The 23,796-nt window shown below is 73.1% G+C and carries 20 protein-coding genes; 15 read left to right on the plus strand and 5 right to left on the minus strand.

What is annotated here, in order from left to right; all coding sequences use genetic code 11:
* Positions 1-28: 28 nt before the first annotated feature.
* Positions 29-1,345, minus strand: a complete 1,317-nt coding sequence (locus tag ACI3ET_RS05440; protein ID WP_405031958.1) for a glycosyltransferase — start codon at positions 1,343-1,345, stop codon at positions 29-31.
* Positions 1,346-1,358: 13 nt separating this feature from the next.
* Positions 1,359-3,797 (minus strand): excinuclease ABC subunit UvrA, encoded by a 2,439-nt coding sequence (locus ACI3ET_RS05445; RefSeq protein WP_405031959.1) that lies wholly within the window; start codon positions 3,795-3,797, stop codon positions 1,359-1,361.
* Between the two features lie 71 nt (positions 3,798-3,868).
* On the opposite strand from ACI3ET_RS05445, the gene ACI3ET_RS05450 reads away from it, so the two are divergent.
* The 11 genes from ACI3ET_RS05450 (at position 3,869) to ACI3ET_RS05500 (ending at position 15,815) form a co-directional block, all read left to right on the plus strand.
* Positions 3,869-4,420, plus strand: coding sequence for an NADPH-dependent FMN reductase (locus tag ACI3ET_RS05450; RefSeq protein ID WP_405031960.1), 552 nt, complete (start codon positions 3,869-3,871; stop codon positions 4,418-4,420).
* Positions 4,421-4,488: 68 nt separating this feature from the next.
* On the plus strand, positions 4,489-4,878 hold the full coding sequence (locus ACI3ET_RS05455; protein WP_405031961.1) for a VOC family protein: 390 nt from the start codon (positions 4,489-4,491) through the stop codon (positions 4,876-4,878).
* Positions 4,879-4,917: 39 nt separating this feature from the next.
* Positions 4,918-5,568 (plus strand): alpha/beta fold hydrolase, encoded by a 651-nt coding sequence (locus tag ACI3ET_RS05460; protein WP_405031962.1) that lies wholly within the window; start codon positions 4,918-4,920, stop codon positions 5,566-5,568.
* 39 nt (positions 5,569-5,607) lie between these two features.
* The gene (locus tag ACI3ET_RS05465; protein WP_405031963.1) at positions 5,608-6,807 is read left to right on the plus strand and encodes a sensor histidine kinase; all 1,200 of its coding nucleotides are present in this window, start codon (positions 5,608-5,610) and stop codon (positions 6,805-6,807) included.
* A gap of 27 nt (positions 6,808-6,834) precedes the next feature.
* Positions 6,835-7,680: a LytR/AlgR family response regulator transcription factor gene (locus tag ACI3ET_RS05470; protein WP_405031964.1), complete on the plus strand. Its 846-nt coding sequence runs from the start codon at positions 6,835-6,837 to the stop codon at positions 7,678-7,680.
* A 13-nt stretch (positions 7,681-7,693) separates the two neighbouring features.
* Positions 7,694-8,080: a hypothetical protein gene (locus tag ACI3ET_RS05475; RefSeq protein WP_405031965.1), complete on the plus strand. Its 387-nt coding sequence runs from the start codon at positions 7,694-7,696 to the stop codon at positions 8,078-8,080.
* Positions 8,081-8,090: 10 nt separating this feature from the next.
* Complete coding sequence (locus ACI3ET_RS05480; protein ID WP_405031966.1) at positions 8,091-9,614, plus strand: sodium/solute symporter; 1,524 nt, start codon at positions 8,091-8,093, stop codon at positions 9,612-9,614.
* Positions 9,615-9,798: 184 nt separating this feature from the next.
* The gene (locus tag ACI3ET_RS05485; RefSeq protein ID WP_405032088.1) at positions 9,799-10,131 is read left to right on the plus strand and encodes a DUF485 domain-containing protein; all 333 of its coding nucleotides are present in this window, start codon (positions 9,799-9,801) and stop codon (positions 10,129-10,131) included.
* The gene (locus tag ACI3ET_RS05490) at positions 10,128-11,768 is read left to right on the plus strand and encodes a solute symporter family protein (protein ID WP_405031967.1); all 1,641 of its coding nucleotides are present in this window, start codon (positions 10,128-10,130) and stop codon (positions 11,766-11,768) included. The genes ACI3ET_RS05485 and ACI3ET_RS05490 overlap by 4 nt, the downstream gene beginning before the upstream one ends.
* Before the next feature lie 102 nt (positions 11,769-11,870).
* A complete protein-coding gene (acs, locus tag ACI3ET_RS05495) occupies positions 11,871-13,853 on the plus strand; it encodes an acetate--CoA ligase (RefSeq protein WP_405031968.1) in 1,983 nt (660 codons plus the stop codon).
* A 159-nt stretch (positions 13,854-14,012) separates the two neighbouring features.
* On the plus strand, positions 14,013-15,815 hold the full coding sequence (locus tag ACI3ET_RS05500) for an FAD-dependent oxidoreductase (RefSeq protein ID WP_405031969.1): 1,803 nt from the start codon (positions 14,013-14,015) through the stop codon (positions 15,813-15,815).
* A gap of 9 nt (positions 15,816-15,824) precedes the next feature.
* Here ACI3ET_RS05500 and ACI3ET_RS05505 read toward each other — a convergent pair whose 3' ends face one another.
* Complete coding sequence (locus tag ACI3ET_RS05505) at positions 15,825-16,268, minus strand: pyridoxamine 5'-phosphate oxidase family protein (protein ID WP_405031970.1); 444 nt, start codon at positions 16,266-16,268, stop codon at positions 15,825-15,827.
* Positions 16,269-16,400: 132 nt separating this feature from the next.
* On the opposite strand from ACI3ET_RS05505, the gene ACI3ET_RS05510 reads away from it, so the two are divergent.
* The 4 genes from ACI3ET_RS05510 to ACI3ET_RS05525 are packed head-to-tail and all read left to right on the plus strand — an operon-like array spanning position 16,401 to position 21,632.
* Positions 16,401-16,859: an NADH-quinone oxidoreductase subunit NuoE family protein gene (locus ACI3ET_RS05510; RefSeq protein ID WP_405031971.1), complete on the plus strand. Its 459-nt coding sequence runs from the start codon at positions 16,401-16,403 to the stop codon at positions 16,857-16,859.
* Positions 16,856-18,385 (plus strand): formate dehydrogenase beta subunit, encoded by a 1,530-nt coding sequence (locus ACI3ET_RS05515; protein ID WP_405031972.1) that lies wholly within the window; start codon positions 16,856-16,858, stop codon positions 18,383-18,385. Before ACI3ET_RS05510 ends, ACI3ET_RS05515 begins: the two co-directional genes overlap by 4 nt.
* The gene (gene fdhF / locus ACI3ET_RS05520) at positions 18,382-21,240 is read left to right on the plus strand and encodes a formate dehydrogenase subunit alpha (protein WP_405031973.1); all 2,859 of its coding nucleotides are present in this window, start codon (positions 18,382-18,384) and stop codon (positions 21,238-21,240) included. The genes ACI3ET_RS05515 and fdhF overlap by 4 nt, the downstream gene beginning before the upstream one ends.
* Complete coding sequence (locus tag ACI3ET_RS05525) at positions 21,237-21,632, plus strand: formate dehydrogenase subunit delta (RefSeq protein ID WP_405031974.1); 396 nt, start codon at positions 21,237-21,239, stop codon at positions 21,630-21,632. The genes fdhF and ACI3ET_RS05525 overlap by 4 nt, the downstream gene beginning before the upstream one ends.
* A 181-nt stretch (positions 21,633-21,813) precedes the next feature.
* Here ACI3ET_RS05525 and ACI3ET_RS05530 read toward each other — a convergent pair whose 3' ends face one another.
* Entirely contained in the window at positions 21,814-23,040 is a 1,227-nt protein-coding gene (locus ACI3ET_RS05530) for a multidrug effflux MFS transporter (RefSeq protein ID WP_405031975.1), read from the minus strand.
* Entirely contained in the window at positions 23,037-23,738 is a 702-nt protein-coding gene (gene yczE, locus ACI3ET_RS05535; protein ID WP_405031976.1) for a membrane protein YczE, read from the minus strand. Before yczE ends, ACI3ET_RS05530 begins: the two co-directional genes overlap by 4 nt.
* Between the last annotated feature and the right edge of the window lie 58 nt (positions 23,739-23,796).

Here is a 23,796-nt window from a genome sequence, read left to right on the forward strand (position 1 = left end):
GCCCACCGCCCACCGGCCGCCGCACCGACTACCCGCCCATCGCCTGTCGCCCGAGCCCTCGCCCGAGCGCCCGCTCGATCTCGGCGACCGCACCTGCGACGCCGTCCTCCCGGCTCACCGCCCGGGCCACCTCGGCGGCGCGGTCGGCGACGTGGGGCGAGAGGGCGTGCGAGAGCGCCCCGCGGAGCCGCCGCACCCCGTCCGGTGAGCCGGCGTCCTCGGTCGGCACGGGCGGGGCCGCCACGCCGATCTCGTGCAACCGCCGCGCGAAGAACGGCTGGTCCATCGTGAACGGCAGCACCACCTGGGGCCGACCTGCCCGCAGCGCGACCGCGCTCGTCCCGGCACCGCCGTGCTGGACGACCACCGCCGTCCGGGGGAACAGCAGGTCGTGGGGGACGTCGCCGACGAAGGCCACGTTCTCGCCATACCCGCCGTCGCTCTCCAGGCCAGAACCTGCCATCACCAGCACGCGCTGGCCCAGCCCCAGGGCCGCGTCGACCGTGTGTCGCAGGGCGACGCGCACCGCGGGGAGGGTGTGCGAGCCGAGACCGACGAAGACCGGGGGCGGCCCGGCCGTCAGGAAGCGCTCGACCTCGGTCGGCAGGGCGGTGCCCGGCGGACTGTCCAGGAAGGGGTAGCCGACGCAGCGCACCGCGCGGCCGAAGACCCGACGTGGCGTGACGAGCTGCACGCTGTTCGCGACGAATGCTGGGGACGTCACCATCCGACGCACCGCGCGGCGACGGTCCCGCCCGCTCAGGCCGTTGCGCGCGAGCTCGTCCTCGACCGGAGAGGCGAGCTGCACCGCTCCGCGCAGCGAGCGCAGGCCCGCGCCGAGGTTGCGCAGCGAGCGGCCCTCCTCGACCGCGAAGAGGCTGGAGTCCCCCCACACCGACGGCAGCGCGGGGACGAACATCATGAGCACCTGCGGACGAGGGTCTCGCGCGCCGAACAGCCCGGCCCAGGTGGCGCTCATGGCCGTGGTGACGAACCCGTCGTAGCGCGGCCACAGGTCGCGCATCGTGCGGGTGACCTCGGGGGCCAGCACCCGGGCGAGGTCGCCGAGCAGACCCATCTGCCCGTCGAGGTCGGTGGGCATCCCGCGCCCGGCGAGGTCCTCGCGGTAGTACCGCATGGCGTCGACGCGGACCTCCTCGGGCCGCAGCCCGCCGGCCCGCACGAGGTCGACGAAGTCGGTCGTCGCGGTCACGCCCACGTCGTGCCCGCGGGCGGCGAGGCCGCGCCCGACGGCGACCAAGGGCTGGTAGTCGCCGCGGCTCCCGGCGGCGAGCAGGGCGATGCGCAGCGGGGTGGGGGCGGTCGCGGGCGTCGGCACGGGCATGGGCGGAGGGGGGTCACCGTGCTCGCACGCCGACGACCCGGCCACCGTCGTCCCCGGCGCCCGGCCCGAGCTCGACGACGATGTCCGCCGTGCTCACCGCAGCCTCGTCGTGCTCGGCGAGCAGCACGGTGTGCCCCGCGTCGACGAGGGTGTGCAGCTGGGCCAGCAGGCGGTGGACGTCGGCCGGGTGCAGCCCGGTGGTGGGCTCGTCGAAGAGGTAGAGCGTCGGGGCGCGGCGTTCCTTCTGCAGCTCGGTCGCCAGCTTGATGCGCTGGGCCTCGCCACCGGAGAGCTCGGGAGCCGGCTGACCGAGCGTGAGGTAGCCCAGGCCGAGCGCGTCGAGCGCGGCGAGCGCACGTCGGGCGGCCGGCACGCGTCCGAGGACCTCGAGCGCCTCCTCCACGGTCATCGCCAGCAGGTCGGCGACCGTCAGGCCCTCCCAGGTCACCTCCAGGGTCTCGGCGTTGAACCGCGCGCCGCGGCAGTCCGCACAGGTCGAGTAGGTGCCCGGCAGGAACAGCAGCTCGACCGCCACCGCACCCTCGCCGTGGCACGTGGGGCACTGGCCCGCGGCGGTGTTGAAGCTGAACCGGCTGGCCGTGAAGCGGCGCTCGCGGGCCGCGGGTGTGCCGGCGAAGAGCTTGCGGACCTGGTCCCACAGGCCGGTGTAGGTCGCGAGGGTGGAACGGGGCGAGCGCCCGATCGGCTTCTGCGTGATCCGCACCAGGCGGGTCGGTATGCCGTCCCCGGAGGCGGCCACGCGCGCTCCCGCGGGCGCGTCCCCGGGAGGTGCGTCGGCCCCGTCCTCGGGCTCGGCGTCGTCCGGGTCGGCGTCCGGCTGGTCCTCCACCCGGGCCAGCTGGGCGCCCGTGACGTCGTGGACCGCGTCGAGAAGGCTCGTCTTCCCGGACCCGGAGACGCCGGTGACCACGGTCAGGGCACCGAGGGGGACCTCGAGGGCCAGGTCGCGGACGGTGTGCCGCGTCAGCCCGGCGAAGGACAGGGTGCCCGACCCCCGGCGGGGCGGACGTCCTGCCCTGATCTCCTCGGGGTGGACGGGCTCGTGGAGGTAGCGCGCCGAGACCGACTCCCTCACCGAGGCCAGCCCCTCCACCGGACCGGACCACAGCACCTCACCACCCTGCGACCCTGCGCCGGGCCCGACGTCGACCACCCAGTCGCAGCGGGCGACGACCCCCATGTCGTGCTCCACCACGACGACGGTGTTGCCGGCCTGCACGAGCTGCCGGAGCAGCGCGACCAGCTGGTCGGTGTCGCGAGGGTGCAGCCCGGCGGACGGCTCGTCGAGGACGTAGACCACGCCGAACAGCCCGGACCGCAGAGCCGTCGACAGGCGCAGCCGCTGCAGCTCGCCCGTCGACACGCTGGTGCTCCTCCGATCGAGCGTGAGGTGGCCGAGACCGAGGTCGCCCATCAGCGCGAGGCGCCCGACGAGGTCGCCCAGCAGCAGCACCTCGGCCTGCTCGCGGGCGTCCCGCCCGAGCCGGACCGCCAGGGCGTCGAGCCGCTCGCGCAGCCGGGCCAGGAGGTCGCTGACGGGCAGGGCGGCCGCCTCGTCGACGGCCAGGCCCTGCCACGTCACCGCCAGGGCGTCCGCCCGCAACCGCCGCCCGGCGCAGGTGCCGCACGGGTGCGTGTCGACATACCTGAGCATCCGGGCGCGCTGGGTGGCGCTGCGCGTCTCCGCGAGGGTGCGGCGCACGTAGCGGGCGGCGGAGGAGAAGGTGCCCTGGTAGGGGCGGTTGATGCGGGCCGCGTCGCGGGTGGGGACGACCGTGACGACGGGCTGCTCGTCGGTGAAGAGGATCCAGTCACGGACCTCGCGCGGCAGCGCGCGCCACGGCAGGTCGACGTCGTGGCCGAGGGTGGCGAGGATGTCTCGGTAGTTCTTGCCGAGCCAGGCACCCGGCCACGCGGCCACCGCCCCCTGGGCCACGGAGAGGGAGTCGTCCGGGACCATCGAGGACTCGGTCGGCTCGTGGACGACGCCGAGGCCCCCGCAGGACGGGCAGGCGCCCTCGGGCGTGTTGGCGGAGAAGTGGTCGGAGTCGAGGTGCTCCGCGCCGCGCGGGTAGCTCCCGCAGCGGGACCACAGCAGGCGCAGGGTCGGGCCGGTGGCGGTGACGGTGCCCACGCTGGAGCGGCTGCTCCCGCCGCTGCGACGCTGGTCCAGCGCGACGGTCGGGGGCAGCCCGCGCACGTCGCGGACCTGCGGGTCGACGGCCGTGTGGATGAGCCGGCGCGCGTAGGGGGCGACGGAGTCGAGGTAGCGGCGCTGCGCCTCGCCGTGGATCGTGCCGAACGCCAGGCTCGACTTGCCGGAGCCGGAGACGCCGGTCACCGCCACCAGCGCGTCGCGCGGAAGGTCGACGTCCACGTCGCGCAGGTTGTGGAGGCGGGCGCCGCGCACCTCGATCCGACCGGTCACCATGCCAGCGTATGGCGTGCACCACACCCGGGTGCGTGCGGGAATGTAGTTGAAACGTCACGCATTGAAGAAGCATGAGCACCCCCCTGATCGGCATCGTCGTCAGCACCAGCCGTCCTGGCCGCATCGGCCCCAAGGTGGCCCGGTGGGTGTCGGAGCTGGCCCCCTACGGCGTCCGCGCCGAGGTCGTCGACCTGGCCGCGATCGACCTGCCCTTCCTCGCCGACCGTGCCCTGCCGGCGCAGGGTGAGTACGACCTGCCCAGCACCCTCGCGTGGTCGGAGAAGGTGGGGGGCTTCGACGGGCTGATCCTGACCGTCGCGGAGTACAACGGCGGCTACCCGGCCGTGCTGAAGAACGCTCTCGACACCCTCCACGCCGAGTGGGCCGGGATGCCCGTCGGCGTCGTGGGCTACGGCTGGGGCGGAGCCGCGGCCGCGACGGGCGCGCTCGCGACGGTGCTCGACCGGCTGAGGACCGTGCGGCTCGACGGCCCCGGCCTGCGCTTCGGGGAGGACCTGTCGCCCGAGGGCGACGTGCTCGATGCCGCGCCGGAGGACGCCGTGCGCGGGCTCTACGACCAGGTGCTCGCGGCCGCACGCGAGTCGGCAGCCCTTCCGGTCTGAGCGGAGGCGGCCGGCCGACCGGCGGCCGGCGGTGGACGCCTCGGCGCCGCTGGGACAGACTGGCGCTCATGGCAGACGCCGAGGTGGGACCCAGCCAGCTGTCCGTGCAGGCCGTCACCGTCGACTGTGAGGAACCTGCGGCCCTCGCCGAGTTCTGGGGTGCCGCGCTCGGGGCCGAGGTGAGGGAGGCGCACGGCGACGACCTGGTGGTGGTCGCCGGCACCCCGTCCCTGGCCTTCCAGCGCGTCGAGCAGCCGCCCACCTCGAGGAACCGCATCCACCTGGACCTCACCGGCGGCGAGCGGCCCCACGAGGTCGCCCGGCTCGTCGAGCTCGGCGCCAGCGTGGTCGAGACCCGGGAGCGGGACGGGTCGACCTGGACCATCCTGACCGACCCTGCGGGAAACACGTTCTGCGTCGGCGCCGGCCACGGCGCGCAGGCGGCCGACGGTCGCTGACCGCGCGGTGCCGCGGGTCCCACGGCATACCCTGACCGCATGACGGACGACGCACCCACCACCACCCCGCTGGTCCTGCTCCACGGTGTCGGGCAGGCGCCGATGGCCTGGGAGGACGTCGTGGTGCGGCTCTACGGGTCGCGGCGGCTGCTGACCCCGTGGGTGCCGGGGCTGCGTCCGACCGAGAAGGCACCGGTGCCGCTGGAGGACGCGGCCGCCACGCTCGACACCGACCTCATGCTCGAGGGCCTGCAGGCGGTCGACCTGTGCGGCGTCTCCTACGGGGCGATGGTGGCCACCCAGCTGGCCGCCGACTTCCCGGAGCGGGTGCGCAGGCTGGTGCTCGTCGCCGGGCAGGTGCGAGCACCCCGCGGGGTGATGTCGGTCCAGCAGACTGCGCTCAAGCTCATCCCGGCCAGTCGGTTCGCGGACTCGGGGGTCTCCAAGGAGCGGCTCCTGCAGGCGCTGGACCTGGCCAGGCGGACGGACCTCAGCCATGCTCTCCCCAGGATCCAGGCACCGACCCTGGTGCTCGTGGGGGGCCGCGACCGCGCGAACCAGCCGGGGGCCCGGGCCCTGGCTGCGGGGATCGCCGGTGCCCGCCTGCGCGTCGTGGACGGCGCGGGGCAGCAGCTGAACGAGGAGAAGCCGGAGGAGCTGGTCGAGATCCTCGAGGACTTCCTGCGCTGACGTCGCCGTCAGGGGGTGGCCTCGGGGGATGATGCTGGCATGCAGGGCTTCCACCTCCCGACGGCGATCGTGGTCACGGCGGTCTTCCTGCTGCTCCTCGCGGGCCTGTGGCTGCGGCGCAGGCGGGTGCAGAGCGGGTTCCTGTCCGAGACCGACCGGATCACCTACGAGACCCTGCGGATGGGCAGCCAGGCGGGGCGGCACCTGCGCTCCGGGCTGACGCCCGAGCATGCCCACCGCTCGGCGCGGTACCTGCGCCAGATGCTGGGCGCCAGCGCCCTGGCGATCTGCGACAGCCAGGACCTGCTCGTCTGGTCCGGGCACGGCGACCACCACGCGGACCAGGCCCTGCAGCACGCCGAGCGCGTCCTGCGGACCGGCGACACGGCGGTCCTCACGCGGGCGGACCTGCCGTGCGGGCACGTGGAGTGCGACGTCCGCGCCGGCGTCGTCGTCCCGCTCGTCGTCGAGGACCGCGTGATCGGCACCCTGGCCGCCTACGCCGACCGCACCTCGGCCGGTCTCGCCCGGGCCACGGAGCAGGTCGGCACCTGGGTCTGCGGCCAGCTCGAGCTGGGAGAGCTGGACCGCGAGCGCACCCGCGCGATGGAGGCCGAGCTGCGCAGCCTGCGGGCCCAGATCAGTCCCCACTTCATCTACAACAGCCTCACCGCCATCGCCAGCTTCGTGCGCACCGACCCCGACCGGGCCCGCGAGCTCATCCTGGAGTTCGCCGACTTCACCCGCTACGCCCTGCGTCGCGGCGGAGCCTTCACGCCCCTCGCCGACGAGCTGCGCAACATCGAGCGCTACCTCGTGCTCGAGCAGGCCAGGTTCGGCGACCGGCTCCAGGTGCACCTCCTGGTCGCGCCCGAGGTGCTCACGGTGGCGGTGCCCTACCTCGCCGTGCAGCCGCTCGTCGAGAACGCCGTCCGGCACGGACTGGCGGGCAAGGAGGGGGTCGGGCACGTGACGATCACCGCGACCGACCTCGGCGACCTCGCCGAGATCAGCATCGAGGACGACGGTGTCGGCTCCGACCCCGAGCAGGTGCGACGGGCCCTGGACGGCGACCCGTCCGCCGACGACGGTCGGGACAGCGTCGGCCTCGGCAACGTCGACGCCCGGCTGCGCCAGGTCTACGGCGACGACCACGGTCTGGTCGTCGAGACCGCACCCGGCCTCGGGACGAAGGTGAGCTTCCGGGTGCCGAAGTTCGCGCCCGGGGTGCATGCCTGAGACCGCCCGCCTCCTACGATGAGGACCATGCGCGCCCTCGTCGTCGACGACGAACCGCCGGCCCTCTCCGAGCTCACGTACCTGCTCGAGCAGGACGGGCGGTTCGAGGACGTGCAGTCGGCCGGCTCGGGCACCGACGCGCTGCGCGCCCTGGAGTCCGGTCGCGTCGACGTCGTCTTCTCCGACATCTCGATGCCCGGCCTCGACGGGATGGAGCTGGCCCGCGTCATCGCCCGCTTCGCCGAGCGCCCGCAGGTGGTCTTCGTCACCGCCCACGAGCAGCACGCGGTGGACGCGTTCGCGGTGCGGGCGACCGACTACGTCATGAAGCCGGTGTCCCGCGCGCGCCTCGCGGAGGCCGTCGACCGCGTGGTCGCGGCAGCAGCCCCGGCGCCGCGGGTCGCGTCGACGCCGGGCGCGGCCGGTGAGGGTGGTGCCGCGGCCGGGGCGCAGGCGTCGACGTCTGCGCCGACCTCCCCCCTCGAGGACCGTGCCCCCGACGAGACGATCGCGGTCGAGCTCGGCGGGGTGACGCGGCTCGTGCGCCGCTCGGACATCCGCTACGTCCAGGCCCAGGGCGACTACGCCCGCCTCTTCACCCGCACCGGCTCCCACCTGGTCAGGATCCCGCTCGCCTCCCTGGAGGAGCGGTGGGCCGGCGCGGGGTTCGTGCGCATCCACCGCTCCACCCTGGTCGCCCTGGCCCACGTCGCGGAGCTGCGGCAGAGCCAGGGACGCCTGGCCGTCCACCTGGCACCGGACGGCACGCAGCTGCAGGTGGCGCGACGGCACACCCGCGAGGTCCGCGAGCGGGTCCTCGCGATGGCCCGGCCTCCCGTCCCACGGACGCCCGCCGTCGACCGCTCCCACTGACTACGCTGCGCGCATGCCCGACGAGCCGACGCCACCACCCCAGCGCGTCCGCGTCACGTCGAGCCGCCGCGGCGCCGCCGCGCCGCGCCGCCGCACCCGCGCGACCGCCCTGGTCGAGCAGACCGGCGTCGGCGAGCTCTACCTCCAGGGTCTGCTGCAGTCTCAGCTGCGGCTGGCGCTCGTCGTGCTCGGACTGGGGGCCGCCACGCTGCTCGGGCTGCCCCTGCTCTTCCTCCTCGTTCCCGCCAGCCAGGAGCTGCGCGTCCTCGGGCTGCCGTTCCCGTGGGTGGCGCTGGGTGTGCTGCTCTACCCCGCGATGGTCGGGATCGCGGCCTGGTACGTCGTGCGCGCCGAGCGGGTGGAGCGCCGCTTCACCGACGTCGTGACGCGCGAGCGCTGAGAACGCCGCCGTGAGCACCGTGCTGTCCGGCAGCGCCGTGGCGTTCGTCTGCCTCCTCACCCTGGTCCTCGGCGTCTTCGGGCTGCGGCTCTCGCGCCGGACCTCCGACTTCTACGTCGCCGGTCGCACCGTCTCCCCGGCTCGCAACGCCGCCGCCATCGGCGGCGAGTACCTCTCTGCGGCAAGCTTTCTCGGCGTCGCTGGCCTGATCTACGACCAGGGGGTGGACGCGCTCTGGTACCCCGTCGGCTACACCGCCGGGTATGTCGTGCTGCTCGTCCTCGTCGCCGCGCCGCTGCGGCGGTCCGGGGCCTACACGCTGCCGGACTTCGCGGAGGCGCGGCTGGAGTCCCGCTTCGTGCGGCACCTGTGCTCGGTGCTGGTCGTCCTCATCGGCTGGCTCTACCTGGTCCCCCAGTTCCAGGGGGCGGGCTTCACGCTGCGGATGGTCACGGGTGCGCCGCCGTGGCTGGGGGCGGTCGTCGTGCTGGTGGTCGTCGTCCTGTCCGTCGCGGCGGGCGGGATGCGCTCGATCACCCTGGTCCAGGCGGTGCAGTACTGGGTCAAGCTGACCGCCCTCGCCGTTCCGGCCGGCGTCATCCTCGGCGTCTGGTGGGCGACGTCCGGACCCATGCCCGCCGTGACCGACTCGTGGACGACGCCGCTGGCGGGGACCGGAGGGGAAGGTCAGGCGCACAGCCTCTACCGCACGTTCTCGCTCATCGTCGCCCTGGCGCTGGGCACCACCGGCCTCCCGCACGTCGTCGTGCGCTACTACACCAACCCGGACGGCGCCAGCGCGCGGCAGACCACCGTGCGGGTGCTCGCACTGCTCGCGATCTTCTACGTCTTCACCGTCGTGTACGGCGTCCTCGGCCGGGCCTACCTGCCCGTCCTCGAGGGCGGGATGCGCGCCGACGCGGTCGTGCTCCGGCTGCCGACCGAGGTGCTCGCCGGGCTGCCGGCCGACGTGCTGGTCGCGGCGCTGGCCGGCGGTGCGTTCGCCGCCTTCATCTCCACGTCGTCGGGGCTGGCGGTGGCCGTGACCGGCGTGCTGAACCAGGACGTCGTCCGGCCGCTGCTGGGCCACCTCAGCGGCGGCGACCACTCGGAGGTGACCGGCTTCCGGATGGCGGCGGTCGTGGCCGTGGTGGTCCCCTTCGGGGTCAGCCGGTTCTTCCCCGAGGTGCCGCTCGCGGCGTTCGTCACGCTCGCCTTCGTCATCGCTGCCTCGACCTTCTTCCCGCTGCTCGCCCTGGGGGTGTGGTGGCCGAGGCTCACCGTGCAGGGCGCGGCCGCCGGTCTGGTCACCGGGGCGGTGCTCGCGACCGGTGCGCTGGTCGTCACCGTGATGGTGGGGGAGCCCGGCGGCTGGCCCGGGGCCCTCCTCGCGCACCCGGCCGCCTGGACGGTCTCCCTGGCCGCCCTCACCTCGGTGGGGGTCTCGCTGGCCACGCCGCACGGCATACCCCGGGGGACCGCGCGCACGCTGGCCCGCCTCCACACCCCCGAGGCGATCACCGACGCCCGGTGAGGAGACGCGGCGGCGACCGTTCGTCGCGTCAGGGCGACCGTTCGGCGCGCCGCTCGGCCGTCCGTCCTCCCCGGGCTGCCGGAGGGGTTCCGGGCGCCCCCGCCGCCACCGCACAGTGGGGTCACCGACCGAGCACCGGAGCCCGGTCCCGAGCATGGAGGAACCCGTGGCCGACCCCCGTCACGTGGACGACGACCTCAACGTCGACCCGTACGTGAGACTGCAGCAGACCGAGGACTTCCAGGACCTGCGCAGCCGTTTCCGCAAGTTCGTCTTCCCGATGACCGCCTTCTTCCTCACCTGGTACTTCCTCTACGTCTTCGCGGCCGTCTTCGCGCCCGGGTTCATGAGCGTCCAGGTCTTCGGCAACATCAACGTCGGCCTGATCTTCGGGCTGCTCCAGTTCGTGACGACGTTCGCGATCACCTTCATCTACGCACGGTGGGCCAACCGTGAGTTCGACCCCCGCGCCGAGGCCCTCGGTGAGCGGATGACCGAGATGGGAGAGGGCCGATGAGCACCTCCTTCGCCAGCCTCGTCCCGGTGACCGCCGCGGCCGAGTCCGTCCAGGTGGGTAGCCCCGCCCTCAACATCGCCGTCTTCGCCGGCTTCGTGCTCTTCACCCTGACGATCGTCATCCGGGTGGCCGGCGGCAAGAAGACCGCCGCGCAGTACTACACCGGCGGTGCGTCGTTCTCCGGCCGGCAGAACGGCCTCGCCATCGCCGGCGACTACCTGTCGGCGGCGTCCTTCCTCGGCATCGCCGGCGCGATCGCGCTGCAGGGCTACGACGGCTTCCTCTACTCGGTCGGCTTCCTGGTCGCGTGGCTGGTGGCACTCCTGCTCACCGCCGAGCTGATGCGCAACATCGGCCGCTTCACCCTGGCCGACGTGCTCTCCTACCGCCTCAAGCAGCGTCCGGTCCGGATCGCCGCGGCCACCAGCTCGCTGGCGGTCTCCTTCTTCTACCTGCTCGCCCAGATGGCCGGTGCCGGTGGTCTGGTCGCGCTGCTCCTGGGGCTCAACTCGCTGTGGGCGCAGTACCTCGTCATCGCCGTCGTCGGCGCCGTGATGATCGGCTACGTCCTCATCGGCGGCATGAAGGGCACCACCTGGGTGCAGATGATCAAGGCGGTCCTGCTCATCGGGGCCACCACGATCATCACCGTCTGGGTGCTGGGCAAGTACGGCTTCAACCTCTCCGGGCTGCTGCAGGGTGCCGTCGACAACTCCCCGGACGGGGCCGCGCTGCTCGACCCGGGCCTGCGCTACGGCGGCTCCACACTGAGCAAGATCGACTTCATCTCGCTGTCGATGGCGCTGGTCTTCGGCACCGCCGGCCTGCCGCACGTGCTGATCCGCTTCTACACCGTCCCCACGTCCAAGCAGGCCCGCAAGTCCGTGGAGTGGGCCATCTGGCTCATCGGCGGCTTCTACCTGCTCACCCTGGTCGTCGGCTACGGTGCCGCCGCCCTGGTGGGGCCGGACGCCATCAACGCCGCCCCCGGTGGGGCGAACTCCGCGGCCCCGCTGCTCGCCTTCGAGCTCGGCGGCTCGTGGATGCTCGGCATCATCTCGGGGATCGCCTTCGCGACGATCCTCGCGGTCGTCGCCGGTCTGACGATCGCCAGCTCCGCGACCTTCGCCCACGACCTCTACAACTACGTCTTCCGGAACGGCCAGGCCACCCCGGACGAGGAGGTCAGGGTGGCCCGCTGGGCCGCGGTCGGCATCGGTGTCGTCGCGATCGTCGGCGGCATCCTGGCCTACGGGCAGAACATCGCGTTCCTGGTGGCCCTGGCGTTCGCCGTCGCGGCCAGCGCCAACCTGCCCACGATCCTCTACTCGCTGTTCTGGTCGCGGTTCAACACCCGTGGCGCCCTGTGGAGCATCTACGGCGGTCTGGCCTCGTCGCTGCTGCTCATCGCGTTCAGCCCGGTCGTCTCGGGGTCCGAGACGTCGATGATCACCAACCCGGACGTCGACTTCTCGTTCTTCCCGCTGGCCAACCCGGGCATCATCTCGATCCCGCTCGGCTTCTTCCTGGGCTGGCTGGGCACCGTCACCGACAAGGAGAGCAACCCCCAGAAGTGGGCCGAGGTCGAGGTGAAGAGCCTCACCGGGCACGGCGTCGCCGAGTCCATCGAGCACTGACCCCCCCGCCGTGCTCCCGGGGTGCGCCGCGACGCGCACCCCGGGGCACGGCATACTCAGCAAGCACGGAGCCTGACGCACGAGGCAAGGAGAGAGACACCGATGTCCGACCCGAAGCAGACCGATGGACCGACCCACCTGCACGAGGAGCGCACCTTCCCGCCCAGCGAGGAGTTCGCGGCTGCGGCCAACGGCACCGCCGAGCTCTTCGAGCACGCGGCGGCAGACCGTGAGGGGTTCTGGGCCGAGCAGGCCCGCCGCTACGTGACGTGGGAGCAGGACTTCGACCAGGTCCTCGACTGGTCCGACGCCCCCTTCTCGAAGTGGTTCGTCGGCGGCACCCTCAACGCCTGCGTCAACGCGGTCGACAGGCACGTCGAGGCGGGAAACGGCGACCGCGTCGCCATCCACTTCGTGGGAGAGCCCGGGGACACCCGCGACATCACGTATGCCGAGCTGCACCAGCAGGTGCAGCGGGCCGCCAACGCGCTCGCGGACCTGGGCGTCGGCCAGGGCGACACGGTCGCGATCTACCTGCCGATGATCCCCGAGGCGGTCGTGGCGATGCTCGCCTGCGCACGCCTGGGTGCGCCCCACTCGGTCGTCTTCGGCGGCTTCTCCGCGGAGGCGCTGCACAGCCGGATCGACGACGTGGGTGCCACGCTCGTCATCACCTCCGACGGCGGCTGGCGGCGCGGCAAGCACTCGGCCCTCAAGCCGGCGGTCGACGCGGCCCTCGCGGTCGGCGACACCGACGTGCAGAACGTCCTCGTGGTGAGGCGGACCGGCCAGGACGTGGAGTGGACCGACGGTCGGGACGTGTGGTGGGACGACGCGCTCGCCGCCGCGGCGGAGAGCCACGAGGCCCAGGCCTTCGACGCCGAGCACCCGCTGTTCATCCTCTACACCTCCGGCACGACGGGGAAGCCCAAGGGCATCTTCCACGCGACCGGCGGCTACCTGGTGCAGACGGCCTACACCAGCTCGGTCGTGCACGACGTGCACCCCGAGACCGACGTCTACTGGTGCACCGCCGACATCGGCTGGGTGACCGGCCACTCCTACATCGTCTACGGCCCGATGACGCTCGGCGCGACGCAGGTGATGTACGAGGGCACGCCGGACACCCCCCACCAGGGCCGGTTCTGGGAGATCGTCCAGGACAAGAAGGTCAGCATCCTCTACACCGCGCCGACGGCGATCCGCACCTTCATGAAGTGGGGCAGGGAGATCCCGGAGAAGTTCGACCTGTCCTCGCTGCGGCTGCTCGGGTCGGTCGGCGAGCCGATCAACCCCGAGGCGTGGATGTGGTACCGCGAGGTCATCGGCGGCGACCGGTGCCCGATCGTGGACACCTGGTGGCAGACCGAGACGGGCGGGATCATGATCAGCCCGCTGCCCGGCGTCACCCCCACCCGCCCGGGCTCCGCCCAGCACGCGATCCCCGGCATCAGCGCCGCCGTGGTGGACGACGTGGGCCAGCCGGTGGAGAAGGGCTCGGCCGGCTACCTGGTCCTCACCGAGCCGTGGCCGGCGATGCTCCGCGGGATCTGGGGCGACCCGGACCGCTACAAGGAGACCTACTGGAGCCGGTTCGAGAACCTCTACTTCGCCGGCGACGGCGCCAAGCTGGACGAGGACGGCAACATCTGGGTCCTCGGCCGCGTCGACGACGTCATGAACGTCTCGGGGCACCGGATGTCCACGGCGGAGATCGAGTCGGCGCTGGTGTCCCACCCCAAGGTCGCCGAGGCCGCGGTCGTCGGTGCTGCCGACGAGACGACCGGCCAGGCGATCTGCGCCTTCGTCATCCTCCGCTCGGAGTTCGTGGAGGAGGCGGACGAGGTCGGCGAGGGTGAGAACCTCATCGCCGAGCTGCGCAACCACGTGGCCAAGGAGATCGGGCCGATCGCCAAGCCGCGTCAGATCATGATCGTGCCCGAGCTGCCCAAGACCCGCTCCGGCAAGATCATGCGCCGCCTGCTCAAGGACGTCGCGGAGAACCGAGAGGTCGGCGACGTGACGACGCTGGCGGACTCCTCGGTCATGACGATGATCAGCGCGGGGCTCAACAAGGGCGACTGAGCGCTCCCGTCCTGCACCACCCCCGAACCGCTGCGCCCGTCCACTCGCCTGGACGGGCGCAGTGCTGTCCCCAGGGGCGGTGGCCGGGGCGGTCGGCGGGGGCTGTCGGCCAGCCCCGGTCGTATACCCTGGTGGGTATCCCCGACGAAGGACTGACCGATGAACCCTGCCCCGCAGCCCCACGACACGACCTCCCCCGCGGGGGTCCGGCGCGTCGTCGTCGTCGGTGGCGTCGCCGGTGGCATGTCCGCGGCCACCCGGCTGCGGCGGCTCGACGAGGACGCGCAGATCGTCGTGCTGGAGCGCAGCGGCCACGTGTCGTTCGCCAACTGCGGACTGCCCTACCACGTGGGCGGGGTGATCGAGGAGCGCTCCGACCTTCTCCTGCAGACGCCCGCGTCGCTCGGTGCGCGCTTCGGCCTGGACGTGCGCGTGCGCCACGAGGTCACCGCCATCGACCGTGAGGCGCGCGTCGTGCACGTCGCCGACCTGAACGGCGGCGGGACCGAGCAGCTGCCCTACGACGCGCTCGTGCTCTCACCGGGTGCACGACCGGTGCGACCGCCGATGCCGGGCATCGAGAGAGCGCTGTCGCTGCGCGACCTCGAGGACACCGACGCCCTCGTGGCCGCGACCGCGTCTGCCCGGACCGCCGTGGTCGTCGGCGGCGGCTTCATCGGCGTGGAGATGGCTGAGAACCTCGTCCACCGCGGACTGTCGGTCACCCTCGTCGAGGCCACCACCCAGGTGATGGCGCCGCTGGACCCCGAGATGGTGGCGCCGGTGCACGACGAGCTGCGCGAGGTGGGCATCCGCCTGCGGCTCGGTGAGCAGGTCGTCTCCGTCGAGGAGGAGACCGTCACCACCTCCACCGGTGCCGTCGTGCCGGCCGACCTGGTCGTCCTGGCCATCGGCGTGCGTCCCGAGTCCCGGCTGGCGCAGGATGCCGGGCTCGCCACCGGACCGGGCGGAGGCATCGTCGTCGACGAGCACCTGCGCACCTCGGACGCTGCCGTCTACGCGGTCGGCGACGCCGTCGTCAAGCAGGACGCCCTCGACGGCAGCGACGTCCTCGTGCCCCTGGCCAACACCGCGAACCTCCAGGGGCGCCGCGTCGCGGACCACATCGCCGGGCTCGACGTGCGGTCACGGCCGGTGCTCGGGACGGCCATCGTGGGGGTGATGGGTCTGCAGGTGGCGGCGACCGGCTGGAACGAGAAGCGGCTGCGGGCCGCCGGCCGTCCCTACCGGGCCATCCACACCCACGCCGGCGACCATGCCGGCTACTACCCCGGCGCGCAGACCATGCACCTCAAGCTGCTCGTGGACCCGCGGACGGACGCCATCCTCGGCGCGCAGGGGGTGGGCCGGCACGGTGTGGACAAGCGGATGGACGTCATCGCGACGGCGATGACGGGAAGGCTCACGGCCAGCGGGCTGGCCGAGCTGGAGCTGGCCTACGCGCCGCAGTTCGGGTCGGCCAAGGACCCCGTCAACATGCTGGGCTTCGTCGCCGAGAACCTGGCCGGCGGGCTGACCCGGAGCATCCAGTGGCACGAGCTCGGCGACGCCCTGGCCGCCGGCGCGAGCGTCGTGGACGTGCGCACCGCGGCCGAGCACGCGCGTGGCGCGATCCCCGGGGCCGTGCTGCTCCCGCTGGACGAGCTGCGTGACCGGCTGGACGAGCTGCCCGCCGGGGCGCTCGTGGTGCACTGCGCCGTCGGGGTGCGCGGGCACGCGGCGGCGCGGCTGCTCACCCAGCGGGGGTATGACGTCCGGAACCTGGACGGCGGGTACCTCACCTGGGCCGCGGGCCGGGCCGCGTCGGTGCCGACGCCTGCTGCGACCGCGTCGGTGCCGACGCCTGCTGCGACCGCGCCGGTGCCCGCGACGTCCTCCCCGCTGCGTGCTGCGCTGGAGCCGGTCCCTGCCGCGTCGTCGTGGGTGCCTGCCGCGTCGTGAACCGGGCGGCTACGCCTGACCGGGCACCATGTGCCGCCACGGCCGGGCGAGGTGGAACTGCCGGCCGCTGAGCTCATGGACCGTGATCGCCACGACGTTGAACTTGTCGGTGCTCACCCACGGGCGCAGCCGCAGGTTGTCGGTGTCCCGGGCGTCCTGGCCCTCGAGGATCTCGGCCCTGCCCCGGGCGATGACGCTCCAGGCGGTCTCGTCGTCGGTGTGGATCCGGTCGATCTCGAAGGCGACGTCCTCGTTCATCACGACGCCGAGGAGCTTGGAGCCCTCCGCCGTGCGGAAGATGATGCGCCCTCCGTCGACCGCGTAGTTGACCGGAGAGATGTGCACCTCGTCGGCGAGGTGGTAGGCCATCCTCCCGAACTCCAGGTCGTCGAGCCGCTCCCAGCACTCGCTCTCGGTCAGGATCTTCATCGGGTTCTCCGTCGGCATGGTCATCCCTCCTGGCCCCACTCTAGGACAGGCGGTCGTAGCGCGTCAGCCCCCCTCAGCACGTCGGTCGGGCGTCGGTCGGGCGCCGGGCGGGCGGGCCTAGACTGCGGGGACCACCGTCGACGAGGAGGGGTGGACGTGACCCGTACGGGAGCGACGAGCGCGCGGGAGACGAGCGCGCGGGAGCTGGCCCGTCGTCGTGCCGACGAGCGAGGACCGCTGCTGGAGGTCCTCCACGACGTCCAGCGGGCCGACGGCTGCATCAGCGACGCAGCGGTCGTCGAGATCGCCGACGAGCTCAACCTCTCGGTCGCCGAGGTGCACGGGGTGGTGAGCTTCTACGACGACCTCCGTCGCACGCCGCCGCCGGCCCACACGGTGCGCGTCTGCCGTGGCGAGGCCTGCCAGGCGGTCGGTGCCGAGGAGCTGCACGGCGAGGTGGAGCGGGGCCTCGCGGGCCGGGCCAACGTCGAGGTGCGGCAGGTCTTCTGCTTCGGCAACTGCGCCCTCGGTCCGAGCGTGACGGTTGACGGGGAGCTGCGCGGCCGGGCGACCGCCGCCCAGGTGCTGGAGCGGGCGCAGGGGTGGGACGGATGACCACGGTCTGGGTCCCGCGGGACAGCTCGGCCAGGGCCGTCGGCGCGGACGAGGTGGCCGAGGCGCTCGCCGCGGTCGAGGGGGTCACGGTGCGCCGCAACGGGACCCGGGGCATGCTCTGGCGAGAGCCGCTCGTCGAGGTCGAGACAGGACGCGGACGGGTCGGCTACGCCAACGTCACCGCCGCAGCGGTCCCCGGGCTCGTGGCCGACGGGCTGCTCGACGGTTCGGCGACCGGCGACGTCATCGGGGTCGTCGACGAGGACCCCTGGCTGACCGCGCAGCAACGGGTGACCTGCGCCCGGCTCGGCCTCGCCGAGCCGCTGGACCTTGCGGCATACCTGGCCTCCGGCGGGTGGGACGCCCTGCGGCGCGCGCTGGGGACCGACCCGGCCGAGGTCGTCGAGGAGGTCGTCACCTCGGGGCTGCGCGGCCGCGGCGGGGCGGGCTTCCCGACCGGCATCAAGTGGCGCACGGTTCTCGGGGCGGTCGCGGACCAGAAGTTCGTCGCCTGCAACCTCGACGAGGGCGACTCCGGCACGTTCGCCGACCGGATCGTGGCCGAGGGCGACCCGTTCCTGCTGCTCGAGGGGATGGCGGTCGCCGCCGTGGCGGTCGGGGCGACGGAGGGCTACGTCTACTGCCGCAGCGAGTACCCCGACGCCCTGCAGACCCTGCGCGAGGCCGTGGCCGTCGCGAGCGAGCACGGCTACCTGGGCGAGGACCTGCTCGGAAGCGGCCGGAGCTTCCGCGTGCACGTTCGCGAGGGGGCGGGCGCCTACATCTGCGGCGAGGAGACCTCGATGCTCGAGTCCCTCGAGGGTCGCCGCGGCGAGGTGCGGGCCAAGCCGCCGATCCCGGCGCTCGTCGGGCTGTGGGGGCGCCCGACCGTCGTCAACAACGTGCTCACCTTCGCCGCCGTGCCGGCGATCGTCACCGGGGGCGGCGCCGCGTATGCCGCCCACGGCACGGGTCGCTCGCTCGGCACCCAGGTCTTCCAGCTGGCCGGCAACGTGGCCCGGGGCGGGCTCGTCGAGTGCGACTTCGGCATCACCCTGCGCGAGCTCGTCGAGGGCTTCGGCGGGGGCACCCGGTCCGGCCGCCCGGTCCGCGCGGTACAGACCGGCGGCCCGCTGGGGGCCTACCTGCCCGCCGACCGCCTCGACGTGCCGATGGACTACGAGGTGCTGGCCGAGGCGGGCGGGATGCTCGGCCACGGCGGCGTCGTGGTCTTCGACGACACTTTCGACGCGGCGCGGATGGCGCGGTTCGCGATGGAGTTCTGCTCTGTCGAGTCGTGCGGCAAGTGCACGCCCTGCCGGATCGGCTCCACCCGCGGGGTGGAGACGATCGACCGCATCACGTCCGGCGGCGGCGAGCGACGGCAGGCCGACCTGGCGCTGCTGGAGGACCTGTGCGAGACGATGACCAAGGGGTCGCTGTGCGCGATGGGCGGCCTGACGCCCGTTCCGGTGCGCAGCGCGCTCGCGCACTTCCCGGAGGACTTCGATCGGAGACCGACGTGACCACCCTCGACGCTGGAACCCCCTACGCCCCCGAGCGCGACCTCGGCACCCCGCCCCCGCCGGGGGGCGACGGGGTCGAGCCGCGGACCGTCACCCTGACGATCGACGGGCAGCAGGTCACCGTCCCCGAGGGCACCTCGGTGATGCGCGCGGCCCGCGAGCTCGGCATCGACGTGCCCAGCCTGTGCGCGACCGACTCGTTGGCCGCCTTCGGCTCGTGCCGGCTGTGCCTGGTCGACGTCGAGGGCGCCCGGGGCGCCCCCGCCTCCTGCACGACGCCGTGCGCCGACGGAGCGGTCGTCAGCACCCGCACCGAGGAGGTGCAGCGCCTCCGGCGCGGGGTGATGGAGCTCTACCTCTCCGACCACCCGGCGGACTGCGCCGGCTGCGCGCGGGGGAGCTGCGAGGTCCTGGAGCTGGCCCGGCGCACCGGCCTCGCCGAGGTCCGCTACGGGCTCCCGGACCCGGCCGACGCCCGCGGCACCCCCGACCTGTCCAACCCCTACTTCGACTACGACCCCCAGGCCTGCATCGTCTGCTCCCGCTGCGTCCGCGCCTGCGACCGCGTCCAGGGCACCTTCGCGCTCACCATCGAGGGCCGGGGTCTGGACTCGAGGGTCGCGCCGGGTCCGACCGACTTCCTCAGCTCCGAGTGCGTCAGCTGCGGAGCCTGCGTGCAGGCCTGCCCTACCGACGCTCTGACCGAGAAGTCGCTGGTCAGCCTGGGGATGCCGACCCGCGTGGTCGACACCACGTGCGCCTACTGCGGCGTGGGCTGCACCTTCCGGGCCGAGGTCAAGGACGTGCCGACGGCCGACAACCAGGTCGAGACGCGGGTCGTCCGCATGGTCCCGGCGCGCAGCGGCGGCGCCAACGAGGGCCACTCCTGCGTCAAGGGCCGGTTCGCCTACGGCTACACCGACCACGCGGACCGCCAGCTGCACCCGATGGTGCGCGACTCCCTCGAGGACGACTGGCGCGTGGTCGGCTGGGACGAGGCGATCGCGCGGGTCGCGGAGGGCTTCCGGGACATCCAGGCCAGGTATGGCGCGGGCGCCGTCGGGGGGATCTCCTCCTCCAGGTGCACCAACGAGGAGGTCTACGTCGTCCAGAAGATGGTGCGGGCGGCGTTCGGCAACAACAACATCGACACCTGCGCGCGGGTGTGCCACAGCCCGACCGGCTACGGCCTCAACCAGACGTTCGGGACCTCGGCCGGCACCCAGGACTTCGAGTCCGTCGACCACACCGACGTGATGCTGCTCATCGGGGCCAACCCGACCGACGCCCACCCGGTGTTCGGCTCCCGCATGAAGCAGCGGCTGCGCGCCGGTGCCCAGATCATCGTGGCCGACCCACGACGCATCGACCTCGTGCGCTCCCCCCACGTGGAGGCGGCATACCACCTGCCCCTCCTGCCCGGCTCCAACGTGGCCTTCATCAACGCGATGGCGCACACGGTCGTCACCGAGGGGCTGCACGACGAGGAGTTCCTGCGTGCCCGGTGCGAGGACGTCGGGACCTACCTGGAGTTCATCGCCCGCGAGGAGAACTCGCCCGAGGCCACCGCCGGCGCGACCGGCCTCGACCCGCAGCAGGTGCGCGCCGCCGCCCGGCTCTACGCCAGCGCGCGGAACGCGTCGATCTACTACGGCCTCGGCGTCACCGAGCACAGCCAGGGCTCGACGATGGTGATGGGCCTGGCCAACCTGGCGATGCTCACCGGCAACATCGGGCGCACGGGGGTGGGCGTCAACCCGCTGCGCGGGCAGAACAACGTGCAGGGCTCCTGCGACATGGGGTCCTTCCCGCACGAGCTGCCCGGCTACCGGCACATCTCGCGGCCGGAGGTGCGGGCGATCTACGAGGACCTGTGGGGAGTGCAGCTGGACCCCGAGCCCGGGCTGCGGATCCCGAACATGTTCGACGCGGCCCTGGGCGGGTCCTTCAAGGGGTTGTTCGTGCACGGGGAGGACATCGCCCAGTCCGACCCCAACCTCCAGCACGTGCGCGCGGCGCTCACCTCGATGGAGCTCGTGGTCGTCCAGGACCTCTTCCTCAACGAGACGGCGCGCTACGCCCACGTCTTCCTGCCCGGGAGCAGCTTCCTGGAGAAGGACGGCACGTTCACCAACGCCGAGCGGCGGCTCGGCCGGGTGCGCCCGGTCATGCCGACGAAGGTCGGCAAGGACGAGTGGCAGATCGTCTGCGACATCGCGACGGCGATGGGCTACCCGATGCACTACGACAGCGCGGCGCAGATCATGGACGAGATCGCGGCGACGACCCCGACCTTCGCCGGCGTCTCGCTCGCCCGCCTCGACGCCGAGGGCAGCATGCAGTGGCCGGTCAACGAGGCCGCACCCACCGGCACGCCGACGATGCACGTCGAGGAGTTCGTGCGCGGGCGCGGCCGGCTGGTGCCGACCGTCTTCGTGCCCACGACCGAGCAGACCACCAGGCGCTACCCGCTGATCCTGACCACGGGCCGGATCCTGTCCCAGTACAACGTCGGCGCACAGACGCGGCGCACGCCCAACAACACCTGGCACCCCGAGGACGTGCTGGAGATCCACCCCGCCGACGCTGAGGTGCGGGGCATCTCCAGCGGCGACCGGGTCGAGCTGTCGAGCCGGGTCGGGGCGACCACGCTGATGGCGGAGGTGTCGGAGCGGATGCAGCCGGGCGTGGTCTACACGACCTTCCACCACCCGGTCACGGGCGCCAACGTGGTCACGACCGAGAACTCGGACTGGGCGACGAACTGCCCGGAGTACAAGGTGACGGCGGTCCAGGTGATGGTCGCCAACTCCGCCGTGCCGCGGCGGTCGGAGCCCGCGGGGGTGGGTGGATGAACGAGCGGCCGCAGGTCCGGACCGGGTCCGGGGCGGACGCCCACCGGGAGAACGGCACGCCCGACCTCGACGCCCCGACCCGGGCCGAGCCCGTGCCCACCCAGGGACCGGCCAGCGGATCGGACGTCGACGCCGAGCAGCGTCAGCACGAGCCGGCGGACGTGCGGATGGGTCACGACATCGCCCGGGCGATGGCCCACCACCCGCCGCGGCGTGCCGCCGAGGAGATCGCCACCCACCTGCGCAAGTTCTGGGACCCCCGGATGCGTGCCAGCATCCTGGCCCGCGCCGACCGCGGCGAGCCGATGGACGAGCTGCTGCGCGCCGGTGTCGAGCTCCTCCGCGAGGGAGAGATCGACCCGTCGGAGGTGCGCAAGCCCTCCGGTGGTTGAGCGGGCGACGAGCAGGCCGGGCGTCCGGTCATGTCCGTCAGCCCCAGGTCCCCACAAGAATGCGACCTGTGGCCCCTCCAACGGCCACAGGTCCCCGGCTTGAGGACGGCTCGTCCGTCACCGAGGGCCACGCTTCCGCTCCCCGCGTCGACCGTGTACCCGACCTCCGTGGACTGAACAGCTAGGGAACCGGGGCCACCGCGCGCCGGTGCCACACCCACATCGCCACCCCCGCGAGCCCCAGGGCCGCGCTGGCCAGGGCGGTCGTCAGCAGGGTGGCGGACACCAGCGGGATGATCGCCCCGGCCAGCAGGGCGTTGAAGGTCAGCGTGGCGAACGAGGCCATCGACGCCGCCGAGCCCCGGTGCGCGGGGAACAGGTCGAGCATCTTCAGCTGGAGGAGCGGAAAGACGATGCCGATGACGACACCCATCAGCGTGGGCCCGACCACCGCCCACGGCAACGACGGAGCGACCCCGGCGAGGACCACGTTGACCGCCGCCGCCACGAGCAGCCCACCCATCGCGACATCCACCAGGCGCTGCTCGTCCACCCGCCCGGCCAACCGACCCGTCAGCCAGGAACCGAGCACGAACCCGCCGATCTGCGGCACGAAGAGCACCCAGAAGTCCTGCTCGCCCAGCCCGAGCAGGTCGAGGACCACGATCGGCGCCCCGACGACGTAGACGAAGTAGGCCGACATGGCGAACGCCGCCGCCAGCGCCAGGCGCTCGAACGCCCACGACCGCGCCACGTGCAGCAGACCCCCGACGACCGACCGCAGGCGCAGCGGCTGCCGGTCCTGCGGCGGCAGGCTCTCCGGCAGGACGAGGACGACGAGCAGCACGGCCAGGACCCCGTAGGCCCCGACGAACCAGAAGATCCACGGCCACCGCCCCCACTGCAGGATCCATCCGCCCACGACCGGGGCGATCGCGGGCGCGATCGCGAAGATCACCATCACCTGGCTCATCAGCCGCTGGGCCTCCGCACCGGAGAACAGGTCGCGGATCACCGCCCGGCTGACGATCGTCGCGGCACCGGCGAAGAGCCCCTGGACCACCCGGCCCACCAGCAGCCAGCCCAGGGACGGGGCGAGCGCGCACGCGGCGGAGGCCACGACATACCCGCCCAGTCCCACGAGCATCACGGGCCGTCGCCCGAGCGCGTCCGACAGCGGTCCGTGCACCACGCTCATCAGCGCGAACGCCAGCAGGTAGACGCTCGTCACCTGCTGCAGCGCCGCCGGGCTCGAGCCGAACTCCTCGCCCATCTCCGCGAAGCCGGGGAAGATCGTGTCGATGGTGAACGGCCCGATCATCGACAGCGCCGCCAGGGTCAGCGTCAGGACCCACCCGGACGGGGTTGGCCGCACCGCGCCGGCCCCCTCGGGCGCGGCGGGGCTCACGTGGCCCGGTCCCGCGGTGGCAGGTCGACGGTGAACAGCGGCAGGAAGACGTGCGCCAGGGGCCCGATCGCCAGGGCGTAGAGGACCGTGCCCACCCCGACGACGCCGCCGAGCAGCCAGCCGACCGCGACGACGGTGACCTCGAGGAGGGTGCGCACCAGCCGGATCGACCGGCCGGACACCCGGGCCAGCCCGGTCATCAGCCCGTCGCGGGGACCGGGGCCGAACTGGGAGCCGATGTACATCCCCGTGGCCACCCCGTTCAGCACGATGCCGGCGACGAGGAGCACGACCCGCCAGCCCAGGTCCTCGGTCTGCGGCAGCACCGCGAGCACGAGGTCCGCCGACGGGCCGATGAGGAAGGCGTTGGCCAGCGTCCCGAGGCCCGGCTTCTGCCGCAGCGGGACCCAGAGCAGCAGGACGAGCACCGACACGGCCACCACGACCGTCCCGAAGCTGAGGGGCACGTGCTGCTGCAGGCCCACGTGCAGGACGTCCCAGGGGATCAGCCCGAGCACGCTGCGCACGACGAGCGCCATCGAGGCGCCGTAGAGGAAGAGACCGACCAGCAACAGCGACAGCCGGGGGACCAGCCGACCGGCCCGCAGCTGCTCGACAGGCCCCAGGTCCGCCAGCTGACGTCCAGCCCTCGGGGGCCGGGAGGTCGAGGGCGGGCTCGAGGAGGAGGGCGAGGTCACGGCGACAAGTCTGCGGCATACCTGCCCACCTGCCGTTTCGCACCCCCTGCGGGGGGAG

It is taken from the genome of Ornithinimicrobium jinqii (genome assembly GCF_045032595.1).
In the GTDB taxonomy this organism is placed as follows: domain Bacteria; phylum Actinomycetota; class Actinomycetes; order Actinomycetales; family Dermatophilaceae; genus Ornithinicoccus.

Bases quoted from the DNA above. Each gene is read 5' to 3' on its own strand.
- ACI3ET_RS05445 (WP_405031959.1), bottom strand. From the start codon at position 3,797: ATGGTGACCGGTCGGATCGAGGTGCGCGGCGCCCGCCTCCACAACCTG.
- ACI3ET_RS05475 (WP_405031965.1), top strand. From the start codon at position 7,694: ATGCCCGACGAGCCGACGCCACCACCCCAGCGCGTCCGCGTCACGTCG.
- acs (WP_405031968.1), top strand. From the start codon at position 11,871: ATGTCCGACCCGAAGCAGACCGATGGACCGACCCACCTGCACGAGGAG.
- ACI3ET_RS05490 (WP_405031967.1), top strand. From the start codon at position 10,128: ATGAGCACCTCCTTCGCCAGCCTCGTCCCGGTGACCGCCGCGGCCGAG.
- ACI3ET_RS05500 (WP_405031969.1), top strand. From the start codon at position 14,013: ATGAACCCTGCCCCGCAGCCCCACGACACGACCTCCCCCGCGGGGGTC.
- ACI3ET_RS05525 (WP_405031974.1), top strand. From the start codon at position 21,237: ATGAACGAGCGGCCGCAGGTCCGGACCGGGTCCGGGGCGGACGCCCAC.
- ACI3ET_RS05515 (WP_405031972.1), top strand. From the start codon at position 16,856: ATGACCACGGTCTGGGTCCCGCGGGACAGCTCGGCCAGGGCCGTCGGC.
- ACI3ET_RS05470 (WP_405031964.1), top strand. From the start codon at position 6,835: ATGCGCGCCCTCGTCGTCGACGACGAACCGCCGGCCCTCTCCGAGCTC.
- ACI3ET_RS05440 (WP_405031958.1), bottom strand. From the start codon at position 1,345: ATGCCCGTGCCGACGCCCGCGACCGCCCCCACCCCGCTGCGCATCGCC.
- ACI3ET_RS05450 (WP_405031960.1), top strand. From the start codon at position 3,869: ATGAGCACCCCCCTGATCGGCATCGTCGTCAGCACCAGCCGTCCTGGC.
- ACI3ET_RS05455 (WP_405031961.1), top strand. From the start codon at position 4,489: ATGGCAGACGCCGAGGTGGGACCCAGCCAGCTGTCCGTGCAGGCCGTC.
- ACI3ET_RS05505 (WP_405031970.1), bottom strand. From the start codon at position 16,268: ATGACCATGCCGACGGAGAACCCGATGAAGATCCTGACCGAGAGCGAG.
- ACI3ET_RS05460 (WP_405031962.1), top strand. From the start codon at position 4,918: ATGACGGACGACGCACCCACCACCACCCCGCTGGTCCTGCTCCACGGT.
- ACI3ET_RS05465 (WP_405031963.1), top strand. From the start codon at position 5,608: ATGCAGGGCTTCCACCTCCCGACGGCGATCGTGGTCACGGCGGTCTTC.